Genomic DNA, 17809 nt, shown 5'->3' on the forward strand with positions numbered 1-17809 from the left:
CGGCAACCTCGTTGTGTCGGCGCGGCGAACAGCCGCGGTTCGGCACTGGACTGGTGTTACGGATGTGGGGGCGGCTGGCAGGCAGTGAGCCTCGCGATGGTGCAGGCGTCAGCTCAGATGCCCGCGCCCGCAGTGCCGCAGTTGGAACCGGACGATAGCAGGATCCAGAACGCCCGCTTATCCCGCCCCTACCCTTCACTTCGATGAACCCGTCTTCTCGGGCTGGTGCCCGTCGGCGGAGTCCGGTTCGACGTAGAGGATCTTGGCCTTCATATATGCCCGCGCCTGAGCCGCGATCCAGACAACCGTCGCCACAACCAGCGTGATGGCAAAAGACTTTGGGTTGAACAACGTGGTGTTCTTGAACACCGCGACGAAAATGAAGAGCAGCAACAACTGCGCGGTATAGAGCATGAGCCCCATGGCCTGGAACAGGTGCGGCAGGGACTTCGCAGTGCGGTTCAGGACGACGAGCCCGATCCCCATGAAGACCATCACGACCACCGTGCCAACGAGTGCGCCGGTCACCCCCTTGCCGCCCGCGACCACGCCGCTGATCACAGCGGCGACAACGCCGGCTGCAGCGGTGGGTACAGCGGTCTGGAGGAGGGTTCGGGCGTCATTGGAGGGCATGGCGGCAGCTCCGCTTCGGGTGGGGGCAGGGTGTCGTCATGGACGAGCGTAGGCCCGGTCCGAGAGGGGAATCTCGGGCCAAAGAGCCGTCGCACTACGGCCCTTCGGCTTCATCTCCGGGTTTCGTGAACGGTATCACAAACTATTTGATGAGGTCTTTACCCTGGCAGTGTGCTACCCGTCACACATGAGAGTGAACCTGCGCGTCTGTGCATGCAAGCCATCGTTTTGCCTGCTATTGGAGCCTGTTGAGCGAAATGCTCAACGCCAGGTTCCCGCTTCACGTCGGTCGGGAAGCCCGGATCGGGGACCAATTGCGGTCGCCCCGTTGACGCCTGCGGGAATCGGCTCGCCCCCGTGCACTCCGACGAGCGGCGCAGGATCTCCCGTTTCAACTGAATTGCCCGACTCATCACCTTCCGCTGCGCCGGCCGTCTCCGGTTCCGCGTCGGGGGCCGGGCGGCGGCGCCTGCGGTAGCGGGGCGGGACGAAGCTCTGAGCCCACTTCGGGGCGCGCGGCGTGAAGCGCGGCATGAGCAGCAGCGCGAGACCGATCGCGCTCAGCACGACGACCGCCAGCAGGATCCAGGTGGACGAGGAGCGCACCGAGTAGGCCAGGGCACCGAAGGCGAACAGGGCCGACCAGAAGTACATGATCAGCACCGCCCTGCTGTGCGAGTGGCCGATCTCCAGGAGCCGGTGGTGGAGGTGGCCGCGGTCGGCGGCGAAGGGCGACTGGCCGTTCCAGGTGCGCCGGACGATCGCGAGCACCAGGTCCGCGAAGGGGACCGCGATGATCGTCAGCGGCATCAGGAGCGGGATGAAGACCGGGAGCATCGCGTGAGTGGCCTCACGCCCGCCGCCGAGGTTGAGACTCATCGCGTCCGGGTCGACCTGGCCGGTCACCGAGATGGCACCCGCGGCGAGCACCAGGCCGATCATCATCGACCCCGAGTCGCCCATGAAGATCCGGGCCGGATGCATGTTGTGCGGCAGGAAGCCCAGGCACATCCCCATCAGTACGGCGGCGAAGAGCGTCGCCGGAGCGGCGGCCTCGATCCCGTACCCGTACCAGATCCGGTACGTGTACATGAAGAAGGCCGCAGCCGCGATGCAGACCATGCCGGCCGCGAGTCCGTCCAGGCCGTCCACGAAGTTCACCGCGTTGATGGTGATCACCACCAGCGCGACGGTCAGCAGCGTGCCCTGCCACTGGGTGAGCGAGACGGTGCCGACACCGGGGATGGGCAGCCACAGGATCGTCAGACCCTGCATGACCATCACACCCGCCGCGATCATCTGTCCGCCGAGCTTGATCAGGGCGTCGATCTCGAACTTGTCGTCCAGGACACCGATGATCCAGATCAGTCCGGCGCCGGAGAGCAGCGCGCGCGGCTCGTTCGACAGCGTGAAGACGCTGCCGAGGTTCTGCAGGTGAGCCGCCACCAGCAGCCCCGCACAGAGACCGCCGAACATGGCGATGCCGCCGAGCCGCGGCGTCGGTTCTCGGTGTACGTCGCGGGCCCGGATCTCCGGCATCGCCCCGGCCATGATGGCGAACTTCCGCACCGGCCCGGTCAGGAGATACGTCACCGCGGCCGTGACGCAGAGCGTCAGCAGGTATTCACGCACGGGCTGCCCCACAGATATCGCTGGCCATCTCAGCCCCACACCTTAGCTTCGGCCTGCATGAGGTTGAGGACACACGGGTGGCTCCGATGGTTGCACGAACATCGCTCTAGCCCGAATTCGACGGAAATCTCCTGGCGAGTTCGCGGACTTCTTCACGGGTTCCCCGCTCTTCGCGCAGAGCGGCCGAGAAGTGCCCGGCGATCTCCGCCATCTCCGGCTCCGCCATGCCCTGGGTGGTGACGGCGGCGGTGCCCAGGCGGATGCCCCGCTCGTCACCGTAGGGCAGCGCGCAGGTGTCCACGACCATCCCGGCCGCCGCCAGCCTGGAGCGTGCGGTCCCGCCGCCGGTGCCCAGCGGCCCCGGATCGGCGGTGATCAGGTGGGTGTCGGTCCCTCCGGTGGTGATCGCGAAGCCCTCGGCGGCCAGCCCGGCGGCGAGTACCCGGGCGTTCTCCACCACCTGGTGCGCGTACGCGGCGAACGCCGGAGTCGCGGCCTCGCCGAAGGCGACCGCCTTGGCGGCGATCGTGTGCATCTGGGCGCCGCCCTGGGTGAAGGGGAAGACGGCCCGGTCGATACGGTCTGCGAGCCCGGCCCCGCAGAGGATCAGCCCGCCGCGCGGGCCGCGCAGCACCTTGTGGGTGGTGGCGCAGACCACATCCGCGTACGGGACGGGGCTGGGCGCCGCTCCCCCGGCGATCAGGCCCATCGGATGGGCGGCGTCCGCGATGAGGTAGGCGCCCGCCTCGTCGGCGATCTCCCGGAAGGCCGCGTAGTCCGGATGGCGGGGGTACGAGATGGAGCCGCAGACGATCGCCCGGGGCCGGTGCTGCCGGGCCAGGGCCCGCACCTGGTCGTGATCGATGAGCCCGCTCTCCGCGTCCACGCCGTACCCGACGAAGTCGAACCAGCGGCCGGAGAAGTTGGCGGGCGAACCGTGGGTGAGGTGGCCGCCGTGCGGAAGCCCCATGGCCAGCACGGTGTCACCGGGGCGCAGAAGGGCCGCGTACGCCGCCAGGACGGCCGATGAGCCCGAGTGCGGCTGGACGTTCGCGTGCTCGGCTCCGAAGAGCGCTGCGGCCCGCTCACAGGCGATCCGCTCGGCGAGATCGGCCAGCTCACAGCCACCGTGGTGGCGGGCACCCGGATATCCCTCGGCGTACTTGTTGGCGAGCGAGGAACCGAGCGCGGCCAGCACGGCGGGCGAGGTGAAGTTCTCGGCGGCGATCAGCTGGAGCGAGGTGGCCTGACGCTCGTCCTCGCCGAGGAGCACATCGGCCATCTCGGGGTCCTGCTTGCGCAGCGCGTCGAAGCCGGCGGGGTGGGGGGCGGTGGTGGTGACCGGCATCGTGGGCTCCTCGGCGTCCCGTCCAATGTAGGACGGGCCGCGCGGGGGCGCCTGCCGGTGGTGTGCCGTGCGGCGACGGCTCCGCCGCACCGCGGGCCCGGGCGGGCCGGGGCGGCGCTCAGTGCGGCGCCGTGACCCCCGTGAGCGCCGTGACCACCGGGTCCAGCGCCTGGTTGATCTCGTCACCGACCGACCGGAAGAAGGTGATCGGCGCCCCGTACGGGTCGTTCACCTCGTCCGCCTCGACGGTCGGCGCCAGCAGCCAGCCCCGGAGCGCGGCAGCGGCCCGGACCAGCGCCCGCGCCCGCTCCACCACACCCTCGTCGAGCGGATCCGGCAGCGTCGCCGGGTCTATGGCCCGTACCAGCCGGGTGAACTCCTTCAGCGTGAAGGTCCGCAGCCCCGCCGAGTGCCCCATCGAGATGACCTGCGCCCGGTGGTCGCGGGTCGCGGTGAGGACAAGATCGGCGCGGATCACGTGGTCGTCCAGCAGTTCGCGGCCGAGGAAGCCCCCGGCGTCCGCGCCGTAGTCCGCGAGCACGGTCGCCGCGTTGGCCTCCATCGGGGCGCCCTCGTGGCCCCAGGTGCCCGCGGACTCCACGATCAGGCCGTCGGCGAGCCCGGTGCCGAGCCGGTCCGACAGGGCATGGCGGGTCAGCCGCTCGGTGATCGGCGAGCGGCAGACGTTGCCGGTGCTGACGTGGAGGATCCTGAACGTGCCGCCGGAGGCGGACGCGCCTATGCCACGCCCCTCAGGGGCTGTCAATTGGCCACCTCAAGGTCGGGTACCACCTTGCGCAGTTCCTCGGCGGAGAGCGCGCCCGCACGGAGCAGGACGGGGACCTCGCCGGTGACGTCGACGATCGACGACGGCACGATGCCGGGGGTGGGGCCGCCGTCCAGGTAGACGGAGACGGAGTCGCCGAGCATCTCCTGCGCCGCGTCGCAGTCCTCCGGCGACGGGTGACCGGTCAGGTTGGCGCTGGAGACGGCCATCGGGCCGACCTCCGTGAGCAGCTCGATGGCGACCGGGTGCAGCGGCATCCGTACGGCGACGGTCCCGCGGGTGTCCCCGAGGTCCCACTGGAGTGACGGCTGGTGCTTGGCGACGAGCGTCAGGGCGCCCGGCCAGAACGCGTCGACCAGCTCCCAGGCCTGCTCCGAGAAGTCCGTGACCAGGCCGTGCAGGGTGTTCGGGGAGCCGATGAGGACGGGCGTGGGCATGTTGCGGCCGCGCCCCTTGGCGTCCAGCAGATCGGCGACGCCCTCGGAGCTGAAGGCGTCGGCGCCGATGCCGTACACGGTGTCCGTCGGAAGTACGACGAGTTCGCCCCGGCGGACGGCGGACGCGGCTTCACGCAGACCGGTGGTGCGGTCGGTCGCATCGTTGGTGTCGTATCGCCGTGCCATTTAGCGAGCCTCCCTGAGCAAAACCTGCAGAGCCTGAGAAATCTGGTGCGGAACCGGTCCTGCGATCGTCACGGCAGGGCCTTGCGGGCCGTGGCGAACCGGGGCCGGTTGTTCAGGTCGGGGTGGTCGGCCGCGTCGGCCCAGCCCCGTTCCTCGGTGAAGATCCACGGGACCTGGCCGCCCTGGGTGTCGGCGTGCTCGATGACGACGACGCCGCCCGGCACGAGAAGACGGTGGGCGGTGCGCTCGATGCCGCGGATCGTGTCGAGGCCGTCCTCGCCGGAGAAGAGAGCCATCTCCGGGTCGTGGTCACGGGCCTCGGGGGCGACGTACTCCCACTCGGTGAGCGGGATGTACGGCGGGTTGGAGATGACCAGATCGACCTGGCCGTCGAGTTCGGGCAGGGCGCTCAGGGCGTCGCCCTGGTGGACGGTGACCCTGGACCCCTCGGCGTTCTTCCGGGTCCAGCGCAGCGCGTCGTCGGACAGCTCCACGGCGTGCACACGGGAGCGCGGCACCTCCTGGGCCATGGCCAGCGCGATGGCGCCGGAGCCCGTGCAGAGGTCGACGATCAGCGGTTCGACGACGTCCATGGCCCGTACGGCGTCTATGGCCCAGCCGACGACCGACTCGGTCTCCGGGCGGGGCACGAAGACCCCGGGGCCGACCTGGAGTTCCAGATAGCGGAAGAAGGCACGCCCGGTGATGTGCTGGAGCGGCTCACGGGCCTCCCGGCGGGCGATGGTCTCCCAGTAGCGGGCGTCGAAGTCCGCGTCCTTGACGTTGTGGAGCTCGCCCCGCTTGACGCCGTGCACAAAGGCGGCGAGCTCCTCCGCGTCGAAGCGCGGGGAGGGCACGCCGGCGTCGGCCAGCCGCTGGGTGGCCTGGGCCACCTCGGCAAGCAGCAGGTTCATGCGGTTCTCCAGTACGGGCCGGGCTACTACTGGGCGGCGGCGAGCTTGGCCGCGGAGTCCGCGTCCACACACGCCTGGATCACTGCGTCCAGGTCGCCGTCGAGCACCTGGTCCAAGTTGTACGCCTTGAACCCGACGCGGTGGTCGGAGATCCGGTTTTCGGGAAAGTTGTACGTCCGGATCTTCTCGGACCTGTCGACGGTACGCACCTGGCTGCGGCGCACGTCGGACGCTTCCTGCTCGGCGGCCTCCTGGGCGGCGGCGAGGAGCCGGGAGCGCAGGATGCGCATGGCCTGCTCCTTGTTCTGGAGCTGGCTCTTCTCGTTCTGGCAGGAGGCGACGACACCGGTCGGCAGGTGGGTGATGCGTACGGCGGAGTCGGTGGTGTTGACCGACTGCCCGCCGGGGCCGGACGAGCGGTAGACATCGATCCGGAGGTCGTTGGAGTGGATCTCGACATCGACCTCCTCGGCCTCGGGCGTGACGAGCACACCGGCGGCCGAGGTGTGGATACGGCCCTGGGACTCGGTGGAGGGCACCCGCTGCACACGGTGCACGCCGCCCTCGTACTTCAGCCGCGCCCAGACGCCCTGGCCGGGCTCGGTCGCGCCGTTGCCGCCCTTGGTCTTCACCGCGACCTGGACGTCCTTGTAGCCGCCCAGCTCGGACTCGGTGGCGTCGATGATCTCGGTCTTCCACCCGACGCGCTCGGCGTACCGCAGATACATCCGCAGCAGGTCGCCCGCGAACAGCGCGGACTCGTCACCGCCCGCGCCCGCCTTGACCTCGAGGAGCACGTCCTTGTCGTCGCTGGGGTCGCGCGGCACCAGGAGCAGCCGGAGCTTCTCGGTCAGCGCTTCGAGCTGCTTGTCGAGGGCCTTGACCTCGGCTGCGAACTCCGGCTCTTCGTAGGAGAGTTCACGCGCCGTCTCGATGTCCTCCCCGGTCTGCTTCCAGGAACGGTACGTGGAGACGATCGGGGTCAGCTCGGCGTAGCGCTTGTTGAGCCTGCGCGCGTTGGCCTGGTCGGCGTGGACCGAAGGGTCCGCGAGCTGTTCCTCAAGACCGGCGTGCTCGCCGATCAGTTCCTCGACCGCCTCGAACATCGGGGGGTTCCTGCTTTCGTACGTCAAGAAGGGAGCTTCCGGGACGGCAAAAGCGCCGGTCCGGGCGCTCCGGTGAGGAGCGTCCGGGGACCGGCGCAGTAGCTCGCTACTTGGCGGCGGAGTCCGCGGCCTTCTTGCCGAAGCGGGCCTCGAAGCGGGCCACGCGGCCACCGGTGTCGAGGATCTTCTGCTTGCCCGTGTAGAACGGGTGGCACTCGGAGCAGACCTCGGCACGGATGCTGCCTTCGGCGAGGGTGCTGTAAGTGGTGAACGAAGCACCGCAGGTGCAGCTGACCTGGGTCTCGTGGTACTCGGGGTGGATGTCGCGCTTCAAGGTGACTCCTAGTTTCGGGAGGGCGCCGGGTCGTGCGGGCGGAATTGTCAGCACGTGAACCGGGGCCAGCGGACCAGTCTGCCAGGAGTGGCCCGCCCGTCAAAATTTCGGACAGTGGGGGAACCGGGGGCGGACCGGATCTATTCCGCCCGCCGCCGCGGGACCCGGCTCCGCCGGCCGCTCACGAACTCGTCACGACCTTGCCGGCCGAACCCTTGTCGCCCGCGGAACCCTTGGTGGCGGAGGCCGGAATCGGCTTGTCCTGCTTCAGCGCCGCCCATACCTGACGGGACTTGGCCTCCAGCGGGATGACGCGGTTGAGGTCCGACGGGTCGTACTCGACCGGCATCGTCACCATCTTCGTGGAGCCCGCGCCGATGCCCTTGAGGCCGTCGGCGAAGGACGCGAGGCTCTTCACCGAGTTGATGTCGGAGTCGGTGGTGACCGTCTTCGTGGCGGTGTCGGCGAGGCTGTAGAGCTTCTTGGGGCTGGTGAAGACCCCGACGTGCTTGACCTGGTTGATGAGCGCCTTGATGAAGGCCTGCTGGAGCTGTATTCGCCCGAGGTCGCTGCCGTCGCCGACGCCGTGCCTGGTCCGTACGAGACCGAGCGCGTCCTGCCCGTTGAGGGTGTGGGAACCGGCCTTCAGGTGCAGGTGGCTCTTGTCGTCGTTGATGGCCTTGCTGGTGGTGACCGGTACGCCGCCCAGGTCGTCGATGAGCTTCTGGAAGCCGGCGAAGTCGACCTCCAGATAGTGGTCCATCCGGATCCCGGACATCTGCTCCACGGTCTTCACCGCGCAGGCCGGGCCGCCGCTCTCGTACGCCGTGTTGAACATGGCGTGCTGGGCTCCCGGGGCGTTCGCACCCGAGGAGGTGGTGCAGTCGGGGCGGTTGATCAGGGTGTCGCGCGGTATCGAGACCACGCTGGCCTTCTTGTGGCCCTTGTACACGTGGACGACCATCGCGGTGTCCGAGCGGGCTCCGCCCTCGTCCTTGCCGTACTTGGAGTTGGCGCCGGCCCGTGAGTCGGAGCCGAGCACCAGGATGTCCATGGAGCCGTTGTCGACGTTGTGCGGGCGGTCGGCGCCGAGCTGGGCGTTGATGTCCACGCTCTTGAGGTTGCCGTCGAGCTTGAAGTAGAGGAAGCCGAGACCGCCACCGCCGAGCACGACCACTCCGGCCGCCACCCATGCGGTGATCACCAGCGCCTTCCGGTGCGACGTGGCCTCCTTGCGGCGTTTGCCGCTGCCCCGTATTCGGCTGCCCTTCTGCGGCTCGCCCATGTCCCCTCCAGCTTTCTCGGTGGTCCCGCTACCCCCTGCCCCGAAGTTCAGGCGCGGTCCGTCGTCCCTTGTGAGACGACGTATCTCGCAGAAGCGTTGCACAACGCGCTGTGACCCCGGAGCGGCCCCGGCGTCACGGACGGTAGCCGGGTGCATTCCGTAAAAGCGGCCCTCACCTGGGGTTTTCTCCCCCGTGCGGCGGGCCGTCGTGAGCCGGCGCGGGGCCTGTGCTGTGGCGAAGATCTCTGCGCGCCAGGAGGCGCCCCGGCGGGCGGGTGAGCGGCACGTGAGCGGTGTGTGGAGACAGTGCGTGAAGATGTCGCGGGCGGGCGGCCCGCGGCACACGACTGGCCCGCCGCGTCACTTCCGTGACGGGGCGGGCCAGTTGACGTTCCGTGACGGAAGGTCAGTCGTTGCCGTTGCCGGACGCAGGTGTCGTCTTGGCGATCTGCATCAGGAACTCGGCGTTCGACTTGGTCTTCTTCATCTTGTCCAGGAGCAGCTCGATCGCCTGCTGCGAGTCGAGCGCGTGGAGCACCCGGCGCAGCTTCCAGACGATGGCGAGCTCCTCCGCGTTGAGGAGGATCTCTTCCTTACGGGTACCGGACGGGTCGACGTCCACCGCGGGGAAGATGCGCTTGTCGGCGAGCTTCCGGTCGAGCTTGAGCTCCATGTTGCCGGTGCCCTTAAACTCCTCGAAGATCACCTCGTCCATGCGCGAGCCGGTCTCCACCAGCGCGGTGGCGAGGATGGTCAGCGAGCCGCCGTCCTCGATGTTCCGCGCGGCACCGAAGAAGCGCTTCGGCGGGTAGAGGGCGGTCGAGTCGACACCACCGGAGAGGATGCGCCCGGAGGCCGGGGCCGCCAGGTTGTACGCACGGCCGAGCCGGGTGATCGAGTCGAGCAGCACGACCACGTCGTGTCCCAGCTCGACGAGACGCTTGGCACGCTCGATGGCCAGCTCGGCGACCGTGGTGTGGTCCTCGGCGGGGCGGTCGAAGGTCGAGGAGATGACCTCGCCCTTCACCGACCGCTGCATGTCGGTGACCTCTTCGGGACGCTCGTCGACCAGGACGACCATCAGGTGGCACTCGGGGTTGTTGACCGTGATCGCGTTGGCGATGGCCTGCATGATCATGGTCTTGCCGGTCTTCGGCGGGGCCACGATCAGACCGCGCTGGCCCTTGCCGATCGGAGCGACCAGGTCGATGATCCGGGTCGTCAGCACACCCGGGTCGGTCTCCAGACGGAGCCGGTCCTGCGGGTACAGCGGGGTCAGCTTCTGGAACTCCGGGCGGCCGCGGCCGGATTCGGCCGCCATGCCGTTCGCCGAGTCCAGCCGGACGAGCGCGTTGAACTTCTCTCGGCGCTCGCCGTCCTTGGGCTGGCGGACGGCTCCGGTGACGTGGTCACCCTTGCGCAGGCCGTTCTTACGGACCTGGGCGAGCGAGACGTACACGTCGTTGGGGCCCGGCAGGTAGCCGGAGGTCCGGATGAACGCGTAGTTGTCGAGGATGTCCAGGATGCCCGCGACGGGGATCAGGACGTCGTCGTCGGCGACCTGCGGAGCGTCACCGAACTCCTGGCGGTCACCGCGGCGGCCACGGCGGTCGCGGTAGCGGCCACGGCGGCCGCGGCGGCCTCCGTCGAAGTCGTCGTCGTTCTCGTCGGCGCGGGGGCCGTTGTTCTGGTTGCCCTGGCGCTGACCGCGGCCCTGCTGGTCGTCGCCCTTGCCGCCGCGGTCACGGCGGTCACGGCCGCCGCGCTCGCCGCGGTCCTGACGGTCGCCGCGCTCCTGACGGTCGCCACGCTCCTGGCGGTCACCGCGCTCCTGACGGTCCGGGCGGTCACCGCGCTCACGGCGGTCACCGCGCTGGCCGCGGTCCTGGCGGTCGCCACGACGGCCTTCGGCGGTGTCGGTGGCGGCCTCCGCCCTGGCCTCCTTGCCGTCCTTGTCCTTGGCGTCCTTGGCATCGGCCGGCGCCTCGGTCTTCACGCCGGTGGCAACGGACTGCGTCTCGGCCTTGGCCTCGGCCTTGACGGCCTTGGTCTCGGCGGCGGACGACGAGGAAGCCGCGGGCTCGGGGCTGCCGGCCTGCGCGGTGGCGCGGCGACGGCGCCGCTCACCGGCGGGCTGGTCGTCGCTGGCGGGCTGACCGGGAATGTCGATCTGCTGCTGGGCCGCGGACTTCTCGGCCGCCGCGGACTCGTCACCCGTACGGGACTTGGAGGTGGCACGGCGCTTCGGCTTGGTCGCGGCCGCGTCGGAGGCGTCGGCCTTGGCGCTCTTCGGCGCGGACGAACCGGCCTGCGCCTCCTTGATGACCTCGATCAGCTGGCTCTTGCGCATCCGCGCAGTGCCCTTGATGCCGAGGCCGGACGCGACCTGCTGCAGCTCGGCCAGGACCATGCCGTCGAGGCCGGTGCCGGAGCGGCGGCGCCGTGCGGTGCTGCCGGTGGCAGCACCGGCGGCGGACGCGGCCTCGACAGAGTTGTCGGCAGTCACGCCCATCAGATCGGTGGTGTCGCTCACGAAGGGTCCTTCCCTGGAGCGGGCGTCGGCCTGTCTGGCTCGGCGACCGGTTGTGCTGTCCGACTGCGGTTCTGATCTTGACTGATCGCGAACCGACGCCGGGGCGGTGGTCCGCCGGAGTACGGCGGAGGGCAAGACGTGCATGGGGTCCGGCAGAGGCCGGTTCCGGAGCGTGCTCGAAACTGCTCAGGCAGGGTGTCAGGCAGTTTGGGAGGCTCCCGGAAGAAAAGGCGGTCCCTGATGGGGACACCGAGCACCGCGCCACAAAGACGTCGAGTGCAGACTTGAGGTTAACACTACCGGATCCAACAAATATTCCCCCTCTCGTTCACCGGCAACCGGACACGCGCCCTGGCCTCTCTTCCGGATCGGGCCGGGTTCGCGGCCCGATCCGGAAGGAAAGGCCTAGGTACCCAGTGGCAGGACGCTGGTCCCGGAGGCGTCGAGGGGCAGCCGGTTGGCCGCCCACCCTTCGCCGGCCAGTCGTGCGACCTTGTCGGCCGCACCGTTCTCGACCAGCGCGAGCACCGTGGGGCCCGCGCCGGAGATGACCGCGGGGACGCCGTCCGCCCGCAGTCGGTTGACCAGGGCCACGCTCTCGGGCATCGCCGGAGCACGGTACTCCTGGTGCAGTCGGTCCTCGGTGGCCGCGAGCAGCAGCTCGGGGCGCCTGGTCAGCGCCTCGACGAGCAGGGCCGCACGGCCCGCGTTGGCGGCCGCGTCCACATGGGGGACGGTCCGCGGAAGGAGGCCCCGGGCGGTCTCGGTGAGCACCGGCTTGCCGGGGACGAAGACCACCGGAACGATGGAGTCCGCCGGGTCCATCCTGATGGCGCGGGCGGTTCCGCCGTCGGTCCAGGCCAGTGTGAAGCCGCCGAGGAGGCAGGCGGCGACGTTGTCGGGGTGGCCCTCGATCTCGGTGGCGAGTTCGAGCAGGGCCGCGTCGTCGAGCTTCTCGGCGCCGCCTATGGTCACGGCCCGGGCGGCGACGATGCCCGCGCAGATGGCGGCGGACGAGGAGCCGAGGCCGCGGCCGTGCGGGATGCGGTTGGCGCAGACGACTTCGAGGCCGCGCGGCTGCCCGCCGAGCAGGTCGAAGGCGGTCCGCAGCGACCGTACGAGCAGATGGCTCTCGTCGCGCGGGAGCGTGTCGGCGCCCTCACCGGCGATGTCGACGTGCAGCCCGGTGTCGGCGACCCGGACGACCACGTCGTCGTACAGCCCCAGCGACAGACCGAAGGCGTCGAAGCCCGGTCCGAGGTTGGCGCTGGTGGCGGGGGTGCGCACCCGGACGGCGGCGGCACGGAACGCGGGACCGGCCATCGCTCTGACGACTCTCCTTGTGAGACTGCGAGTCTGGTTTCGACCGCGGGATTGTTACGGGGAATTCGGCTGTGCTTCCCGGGAGAACACTCCCCCGGGCCCCCTGGACCGGACAACCCGAACAGGCCGAACGAGCACCTGCGGGCCATCACAGCAGCAACACCGCGGCACATGCGGCGGGGTGGGTTGCCTACAGCTTATCGAAGGAAGGTTCTGTCGCGACATAGGGCGCACAGGAGGCGCACGATGCGTGTCGCACGCTACCCATGCGCTCCAGATCGGACCGGGCCGCCGCGCGAGCCGTCCGGCGGGTGATGCGGCAGCTCAGGAGCACAGCGGGGGCACAACCGGAGCACGGTCCGGCTGTGCCCGGGGTCCGGTCCGGACGGACGGGCCCCGGGCGGGCCGGAGGTTACGGGACCAGGCCCAGCCGCTCGGCGGCCACCACGGCGTCCACCGGCACGGTGACCGGCTGCGGAGCTCCGGCGACCGCCCAGTCCGGGTCCTTGAGGCCGTTGCCGGTGACCGTGCAGACGATCGTCTGGCCGGGGTCGACCTTGCCCTCGTCCGCCGCCTTCAGCAGACCGGCGACCGAAGCGGCCGAGGCGGGCTCCACGAAGACGCCCTCCTGCGAAGCCAACAGCCGGTACGCGGCCAGGATCTGACGGTCGGTGACCTCGTCGATGAAGCCGCCCGACTCCTCGCGCGCGTCGATCGCGAACTGCCAGGAAGCGGGGTTCCCGATCCGGATCGCCGTGGCGATGGTCGAGGGGTCCTTGACGACCTCGCCGCGCACGATGGGGGCGGAGCCGGAGGCCTGGAAGCCCCACATCCGGGGGGTCCGGGTCGCCGGGCCGTCCGCCGCGTACTCCTTGTATCCCTTCCAGTACGCCGTGATGTTGCCGGCGTTGCCGACGGGCAGCACATGGATGTCGGGAGCGTCGCCGAGCGCGTCGACGATCTCGAAGGCTCCGGTCTTCTGGCCCTCGATACGGGACGGATTGACCGAATTGACCAGCGCCACCGGGTAGTTGTCCGAGAGCGAGCGGGCCAGCGTCAGGCAGTCGTCGAAGTTGCCGTCCACCTGGAGGATCTTCGCGCCGTGCACCAGGGCCTGGCCCATCTTGCCGAGGGCGATCTTGCCCTGCGGCACCAGGACCGCGCACACCATTCCGGCCCGTACGGCGTAGGCCGCCGCCGAGGCCGATGTGTTGCCGGTGGAGGCGCAGATGACGGCCTGCGCGCCCTGCTCCTTGGCGTGGGTGATCGCCATGGTCATGCCCCGGTCCTTGAAGGACCCCGTGGGGTTGGCGCCCTCGACCTTGAGGTGCACCTCGCAGCCGGTGCGCTCGGAAAGGACCTGCGCGGGGACGAGCGGTGTACCGCCCTCACGGAGCGTCACGACGGGCGTCGTGCTCGTGACCGGGAGACGGTCCCGGTACTCCTCGATGATGCCGCGCCACTGGTGGGTGCCCTTGGTGGTCATGGGTCCTTACTCCCCTTCAACACGCATGATGCTGGCGACACCGAGCACGGTGTCGAGCTTGCGCAGCGCCTCGACGGTCCCGGAAAGGGCTGCGTCGGGCGCGCGGTGGGTGACGACGACGAGGGATGCCTCGCCGCCTCCGTCCTGCCGGCCCTGCTGGCGTACCGTGTCGATCGATACGCCCTGCTCGGCGAAGACCGTGGCCACCTGGGCGAGAACGCCCGGTTTGTCGGCCACGTCGAGGCTGATGTGGTAGCGCGTGACGACATCACCCATGGGACTCACGGGCAGCATCGTGTACGCGGACTCGCCGGGCCCGGTGGCCTCGTTGAGCCTGTTGCGGCAGACCGCGACCAGGTCGCCGAGGACCGCGGACGCGGTGGGTGAGCCGCCGGCGCCGGGGCCGTAGAACATCAGCTGCCCGGCGGCCTCGGCCTCGATGAACACCGCGTTGTACGCCTCGCGCACCGAGGCCAGCGGGTGGCTGAGCGGGATCATCGCGGGGTGGACGCGGGCGGTGACGGACTTGCCGTCGGCGGCGCGCTCGCAGATGGCGAGCAGCTTGACGGTGCAGCCCATGCGCTTGGCCGAGGCGATGTCGGCGGCGGTGACCTCGGTGAGGCCCTCACGGTGGACGTCGTCGAGCCGTACGCGGGTGTGGAAGGCGATTCCGGCGAGGATCGCGGCCTTGGCCGCGGCGTCGAACCCCTCGACGTCGGCCGTGGGGTCGGCCTCGGCGTATCCGAGCGCGGTGGCCTCGTCGAGCGCCTCCGAGTAGCCGGCGCCGGTGCTGTCCATCTTGTCGAGGATGAAGTTCGTGGTGCCGTTGACGATGCCAAGGACGCGGTTCACCTTGTCGCCGGCGAGCGATTCGCGCAGCGGGCGGACGAGCGGGATCGCACCGGCGACGGCGGCCTCGTAGTAGAGGTCCCTGCCGTGCCCCTGGGCGAGCGCGTGCAGCGCGGTGCCGTCCTTGGCGAGCAGCGCCTTGTTGGCGGAGACGACGCTCGCACCGTGCTCGAAGGCGGCGGCGATGAGCGTACGGGCGGGCTCGATGCCGCCGATGACCTCGATCACGACGTCGATGTCCCCGCGTTTGACCAGGGCCATCGCGTCCGTGGTGATGAGCGCGGGGTCGATGCCCTCACGGACCTTGGAGGGACGGCGGACGGCGACACCGGCGAGCTCGACGGGGGCACCGATCCGGGCCGCGAGGTCGTCGGCGTGCGTCGTCATGATGCGGGCCACCTCTGAGCCGACGACTCCACAGCCCAGCAGCGCCACCTTCAGCGGACGCGTACGCATCATCCGACCTCACTTCTCATACTTCTACGGTTGGACCAGTCTCACTCACCGGACGGGGGTTTCTTCCCCCCGTCCGGATTCTGAGATGACTATTTCACTAGCCGACATCGAGGCGCAGGAGATCTTCCTCCGTCTCACGCCGCACGATCACCCGGGCCTCGCCGTCCCTGACGGCGACGACGGGCGGGCGCAGCGCGTGGTTGTAGTTGCTCGCCATGGCACGGCAGTAGGCGCCGGTGGCCGGAACGGCGAGCAGATCGCCGGGCGCGAGGTCCTCGGGCAGGAACGCGTCCTTGACCACGATGTCGCCACTCTCACAGTGCTTGCCGACCACCCGGGCGAGCATCGGCTCGGCGGTGGAGGTCCGGGAGACCAGGGCCACGCTGTACTCGGCGTCGTAGAGGGCCGTCCGGATGTTGTCGGACATCCCGCCGTCGACGCTGACGTAGGTGCGCAGCCCTTCGAGCGGCTTGATGGTCCCGACCTCGTACAGCGTGAAGGCCGTGGGCCCGACGATGGCGCGCCCCGGCTCGACGGAGATGCGCGGGGTGGCGAGACCGGCCGCCTCGCACTCCCGGGTGACGATCTCGCCGAGCGCCTTCGCGATCTCCTGCGGCTCGCGGGGGTCGTCCTCCGAGGTGTACGCGATACCGAGGCCGCCGCCGAGGTCGATCTCGGGGAGCTCCACGCCGTGTTCGTCGCGCACCTCGGCGAGGAGCTGCACGACCCGGCGCGCGGAGACCTCGAAGCCCGCCATGTCGAAGATCTGCGAGCCGATGTGCGAGTGGATGCCGATGAGTTCGAGCCCGTCGAGCTTGAGCGCCCTGCGGACGGCTTCGGCGGCCTGGCCGTCGGCGAGCGCGATCCCGAACTTCTGGTCCTCGTGGGCGGTGGCGATGAACTCGTGGGTGTGCGCCTCGACGCCGACCGTCACCCGGATCTGGACCCGCTGGCGCACCCCGCGGCTCTGCGCGATGTGGGCGACCCGGACGATCTCCTGGAACGAGTCGAGCACGATACGGCCGACCCCGGCCTCGACGGCGCGCTCGATCTCCTCGGCGGTCTTGTTGTTGCCGTGGAAGGCGATGCGCGCGGCGGGCATGCCTGCGGCGAGCGCGGTGGCCAGCTCGCCGCCTGAGCAGACGTCGAGGTTGAGTCCCTCCTCCTGGAGCCACTTCACGACGGCGCGCGAGAGGAAGGCCTTGCCCGCGTAGAACACGTCCGCGTCCCGGCCGAAGGCGTCCGCCCAGGCCCGGCACCTGGCCCGGAAGTCGTCCTCGTCGAGGAAGTAGGCGGGGGTGCCGAACTCCTCGGCCAGCCGGGTCACTTCGATGCCGCCGACGGTGACGACCCCGTCCGCGTTACGGCCGACCGTACGCGACCAGACCTTCTCGTCCAGGGAGTTGAGGTCGTCGGCGGGGGCGGAGTAGTGGCCCTCGGTGTAGACGTCGGCATGCCGGGGCCCGGCGGGGTGTGCGGAACGGCTCATCTCTTCGCTCTTTCAGATGTGTTCGGGTGCGCTGATACCGAGCAGGGACAGGCCGCCTGCCAGCACCGTCCCGGCGGCCTCGGTGAGGGCGAGCCGGGAGCGGTGGGCGGCCGAGGGTTTCTCGTCCCCTACGGGGAGCACCGCGACGTGGAAGGCCAGAAAGGCATCGGCGACCACGACGAGCTGCCGGGCGATCCGGTGCCCCGCGCCGAAGGACGCGGGGGCGGTGCGGGTGGTGTTCTCGTGAGCGGCCCGGAAGGGGCCGGGCCCGATCGCGGATTCGACGGCCGCGGGGTAGTCGGCGAGGGCGGCGACCAGAGCGGCGGCCTCGGCGTCCCGCTCGCAGGCCGCGTCGTACTCGCTTCCGTACGCGGCCCGGAAGCCGAGATCACGCGCGTTGCGGAGCAGGGCGCGGCTGCGGGCCCTGGCGTACTGCACCCGGAACAGCGGATTGCTCTCGCGCCGCACCAGCAGCTCGTCGCCTCCGCCGCCGAAGAGGGCGCCCCAGCGGTCGGCATCGAGGCGCGGGTGATCGGTGTCGGTGGCCGGGGCGGGGATGTCGGCGATGTCGGCGGCAGGGCCCGGCCCCCCGGGAGCCGGGTCGCGGGCGGGGTCGCGGGTGCGGTCGGGGCTCCCGAGAGCCGGGCCCCCGGTGCCGGGCCGCCCCATCCCGTACCGGGCACCCTCCGCGAGTACGGTGCGGACGACCGTGCCGGAGCTGTCCGGCACCAGCGTGAAGTTCAGGAAGCCGGGCCCGGTGATCTCGACCCGTTCTATCCCCCGCGTACCGGCGATCCGCTGCCGCAGGGCCTCGGCGACCGCGCGGGGGGCCATCCCGGCGGGGCCGGCCAGCTGGAGCGCGGCACTGGTCGCGTAGTCGCCGCGACCGCCGGGCCGGGGGCGCTCGACTCGGACCCGCTCGGGTACGGGCACGGACAGGGCACCCTCGTCGACCGCGCGGCGCACGGCGCGCGCGACGGTGCGGGAGAGGTCTGCGGGAGTCACAGGACC

General features: G+C 70.3%; 15 protein-coding genes. All 15 read right to left on the bottom strand.

Annotation, left to right across the window (positions count from 1 at the left end; genetic code table 11):
• Positions 1 to 195: 195 nt before the first annotated feature.
• A complete protein-coding gene (locus OG285_RS09415) occupies positions 196 to 633 on the bottom strand; it encodes a hypothetical protein (RefSeq protein WP_356827107.1) in 438 nt (145 codons plus the stop codon).
• 261 nt (positions 634 to 894) lie between these two features.
• The gene (locus OG285_RS09420; RefSeq protein ID WP_356827108.1) at positions 895 to 2265 is read right to left on the bottom strand and encodes an MraY family glycosyltransferase; all 1371 of its coding nucleotides are present in this window, start codon (positions 2263 to 2265) and stop codon (positions 895 to 897) included.
• A gap of 106 nt (positions 2266 to 2371) precedes the next feature.
• The gene (gene glyA, locus OG285_RS09425; protein ID WP_371790724.1) at positions 2372 to 3613 is read right to left on the bottom strand and encodes a serine hydroxymethyltransferase; all 1242 of its coding nucleotides are present in this window, start codon (positions 3611 to 3613) and stop codon (positions 2372 to 2374) included.
• 118 nt (positions 3614 to 3731) lie between these two features.
• Positions 3732 to 4379, bottom strand: a complete 648-nt coding sequence (locus OG285_RS09430; protein WP_356827110.1) for a protein-tyrosine-phosphatase — start codon at positions 4377 to 4379, stop codon at positions 3732 to 3734.
• Entirely contained in the window at positions 4376 to 5023 is a 648-nt protein-coding gene (locus tag OG285_RS09435; protein ID WP_356827111.1) for an L-threonylcarbamoyladenylate synthase, read from the bottom strand. Before OG285_RS09435 ends, OG285_RS09430 begins: the two co-directional genes overlap by 4 nt.
• A gap of 68 nt (positions 5024 to 5091) precedes the next feature.
• Positions 5092 to 5937 (bottom strand): peptide chain release factor N(5)-glutamine methyltransferase, encoded by an 846-nt coding sequence (gene prmC, locus OG285_RS09440; protein ID WP_327295228.1) that lies wholly within the window; start codon positions 5935 to 5937, stop codon positions 5092 to 5094.
• A gap of 26 nt (positions 5938 to 5963) precedes the next feature.
• Entirely contained in the window at positions 5964 to 7043 is a 1080-nt protein-coding gene (gene prfA / locus OG285_RS09445) for a peptide chain release factor 1 (protein WP_356827112.1), read from the bottom strand.
• A gap of 106 nt (positions 7044 to 7149) precedes the next feature.
• Positions 7150 to 7377, bottom strand: a complete 228-nt coding sequence (gene rpmE / locus OG285_RS09450; protein ID WP_356827113.1) for a 50S ribosomal protein L31 — start codon at positions 7375 to 7377, stop codon at positions 7150 to 7152.
• A 181-nt stretch (positions 7378 to 7558) separates the two neighbouring features.
• Complete coding sequence (locus tag OG285_RS09455; protein ID WP_371790725.1) at positions 7559 to 8662, bottom strand: LCP family protein; 1104 nt, start codon at positions 8660 to 8662, stop codon at positions 7559 to 7561.
• 406 nt (positions 8663 to 9068) lie between these two features.
• Positions 9069 to 11195 carry a transcription termination factor Rho gene (gene rho, locus OG285_RS09460; protein WP_371790726.1) on the bottom strand — a complete coding sequence of 709 codons (2127 nt, stop codon included), beginning with the start codon at positions 11193 to 11195 and terminating at the stop codon, positions 9069 to 9071.
• A gap of 405 nt (positions 11196 to 11600) precedes the next feature.
• On the bottom strand, positions 11601 to 12518 hold the full coding sequence (gene thrB, locus OG285_RS09465) for a homoserine kinase (protein ID WP_356827116.1): 918 nt from the start codon (positions 12516 to 12518) through the stop codon (positions 11601 to 11603).
• 412 nt (positions 12519 to 12930) lie between these two features.
• The gene (gene thrC / locus OG285_RS09470; RefSeq protein ID WP_371790727.1) at positions 12931 to 14004 is read right to left on the bottom strand and encodes a threonine synthase; all 1074 of its coding nucleotides are present in this window, start codon (positions 14002 to 14004) and stop codon (positions 12931 to 12933) included.
• Between the two features lie 6 nt (positions 14005 to 14010).
• The gene (locus OG285_RS09475) at positions 14011 to 15312 is read right to left on the bottom strand and encodes a homoserine dehydrogenase (protein WP_356827118.1); all 1302 of its coding nucleotides are present in this window, start codon (positions 15310 to 15312) and stop codon (positions 14011 to 14013) included.
• A 94-nt stretch (positions 15313 to 15406) separates the two neighbouring features.
• On the bottom strand, positions 15407 to 16798 hold the full coding sequence (gene lysA, locus OG285_RS09480) for a diaminopimelate decarboxylase (protein WP_356827119.1): 1392 nt from the start codon (positions 16796 to 16798) through the stop codon (positions 15407 to 15409).
• Positions 16799 to 16810: 12 nt separating this feature from the next.
• Positions 16811 to 17803: an ArgS-related anticodon-binding protein NrtL gene (nrtL, locus tag OG285_RS09485; RefSeq protein WP_371790728.1), complete on the bottom strand. Its 993-nt coding sequence runs from the start codon at positions 17801 to 17803 to the stop codon at positions 16811 to 16813.
• Between the last annotated feature and the right edge of the window lie 6 nt (positions 17804 to 17809).

Origin of the sequence: Streptomyces sp. NBC_01471, from assembly GCF_041438865.1 — a bacterium.
Classification (GTDB): Bacteria; Actinomycetota; Actinomycetes; order Streptomycetales; family Streptomycetaceae; genus Streptomyces.

Bases quoted from the DNA above. Each gene is read 5' to 3' on its own strand.
- OG285_RS09415 (WP_356827107.1), bottom strand. From the start codon at position 633: ATGCCCTCCAATGACGCCCGAACCCTCCTCCAGACCGCTGTACCCACC.
- glyA (WP_371790724.1), bottom strand. From the start codon at position 3,613: ATGCCGGTCACCACCACCGCCCCCCACCCCGCCGGCTTCGACGCGCTG.
- OG285_RS09435 (WP_356827111.1), bottom strand. From the start codon at position 5,023: ATGGCACGGCGATACGACACCAACGATGCGACCGACCGCACCACCGGT.
- prmC (WP_327295228.1), bottom strand. From the start codon at position 5,937: ATGAACCTGCTGCTTGCCGAGGTGGCCCAGGCCACCCAGCGGCTGGCC.
- prfA (WP_356827112.1), bottom strand. From the start codon at position 7,043: ATGTTCGAGGCGGTCGAGGAACTGATCGGCGAGCACGCCGGTCTTGAG.
- OG285_RS09455 (WP_371790725.1), bottom strand. From the start codon at position 8,662: ATGGGCGAGCCGCAGAAGGGCAGCCGAATACGGGGCAGCGGCAAACGC.
- thrB (WP_356827116.1), bottom strand. From the start codon at position 12,518: ATGGCCGGTCCCGCGTTCCGTGCCGCCGCCGTCCGGGTGCGCACCCCC.
- thrC (WP_371790727.1), bottom strand. From the start codon at position 14,004: ATGACCACCAAGGGCACCCACCAGTGGCGCGGCATCATCGAGGAGTAC.
- OG285_RS09475 (WP_356827118.1), bottom strand. From the start codon at position 15,312: ATGATGCGTACGCGTCCGCTGAAGGTGGCGCTGCTGGGCTGTGGAGTC.
- lysA (WP_356827119.1), bottom strand. From the start codon at position 16,798: ATGAGCCGTTCCGCACACCCCGCCGGGCCCCGGCATGCCGACGTCTAC.